Genomic DNA, 1639 nt, shown 5'->3' on the forward strand with positions numbered 1-1639 from the left:
GCAGCGGCCCGGCCCTCGGCGATCGCCCACACGATCAGCGACTGTCCGCGACCCATGTCGCCGGCGACGAAGACGCCGGGCACCGAGGTCTGGAAGTTGTTGTCGCGTGAGACGTTTCCGCGGTCGGTCAGCTCGACGCCGAGCTTGGTCAGCAGACCTTCCTTCTCCGGTCCGACGAAACCCATCGAGAGCAACACCACGTCGGACTTGAGCTCGAAGTCGCTGCCTTCGACCTTCTCGAACTTGCCGGCGTTCATCTTGACCTCGTGCGCACGCAGGCCGGTCACGTGACCGTCGGCGCCGGTGAATTCCTCGGTGTTGACCGAGAACACGCGATCGCCGCCCTCTTCGTGGGCCGAGGACACCCGGAACATCAGCGGGTAGGTCGGCCACGGGGTCGAGTCGGCACGGGTCTCCGGCGGACGCGGCATGATCTCGAACTGGTGGATGCTGGCCGCACCCTGACGGTGCGAGGTGCCGAGGCAGTCCGCGCCGGTGTCGCCACCGCCGATGATGATGACGTGCTTGTCCTTGGCGGTGATCGGCGGCTGGCCGTTCTCGTCGAGGACGTCATCGCCGAACTGGACGCGGTTGGCCCAGGGCAGGAACTCCATGGCCTGGTGGATGCCGTCGAGCTCACGACCCGGGACCGGCAGATCGCGCCATGCGGTGGCACCGCCGGCCAGCACGACCGCGTCGTAGTTCAGCCGCAGCTGGGCCACCGTGATGTCGACGCCGACGTTGACGCCGGGCCGGAACTGGGTGCCCTCGGCAGCCATCTGCTCCAGACGCCGGTCGATGTGGCGCTTTTCCATCTTGAACTCGGGGATGCCGTAGCGCAGCAGACCGCCGATGCGGTCGGCACGCTCGAACACCGTGACGGTGTGGCCCGCCCGGGTCAGCTGCTGGGCGGCGGCCAGTCCGGCCGGTCCGGACCCGACGACGGCGACCTTCTTGCCGGTCTGCACATCGGGCATCTTCGGAACTACCCAGCCCTGGTCGAAGGCGTTGTCGATGATCTCGACCTCGACCTGCTTGATGGTCACCGGATCCTGGTTGATGCCAAGGACGCACGATGCCTCACACGGTGCGGGGCACAGCCGTCCGGTGAACTCAGGGAAGTTGTTGGTGGCGTGCAGCCGCTCGATCGCGTCGCGCCACCGGTCCTTGTAGACCAGGTCGTTCCACTCGGGGATGAGGTTCCCCAGCGGGCAGCCGTTGTGGCAGAACGGGATACCGCAGTCCATGCATCGTGATGCCTGGTCCTGCAAGGAGTCGTGGGAGAAGTCCTCGTAGACCTCTTTCCAGTCCTTCAGGCGCAGCGGAACCGGCCGGCGGGACGGAAGCTCCTTGGAGGTGTGCTTGAGGAAACCGCGCGGATCAGCCATTGGCCGCCGCCATGATCGCCTCGTCCACATTGACGCCGGCCTCTTTGGCTTCGGCGATCGCGGCCAGCACGCGCTTGTAGTCGCGCGGCATGACCTTCACAAAATGCATCAACTCGTTATCCCAATCAGACAGGACCCGTTGTCCCACAGCCGAATCGGTCGCGTCGACATGGGCCGTGAGGATGCCCTGCAACCATTCGACGTCAGAGGCCTCGAGGGCTTCCAGCTCCACCATCTCGGTGTTCAGGTTC

The 1639-nt window shown here is 65.8% G+C and carries 2 protein-coding genes; both read right to left on the reverse strand.

Annotated elements, in window-relative coordinates:
* Positions 1–1388 (reverse strand): glutamate synthase subunit beta (locus ACWGPE_RS18690; protein WP_452049263.1); only part of this gene is annotated, 1388 nt, incomplete at its 3' end.
* Positions 1381–1639 (reverse strand): hypothetical protein (locus ACWGPE_RS18695; protein ID WP_452049264.1); only part of this gene is annotated, 259 nt, incomplete at its 5' end. The genes ACWGPE_RS18695 and ACWGPE_RS18690, both read right to left, overlap by 8 nt.

Source organism: Agromyces sp. NPDC055658, assembly GCF_053618155.1.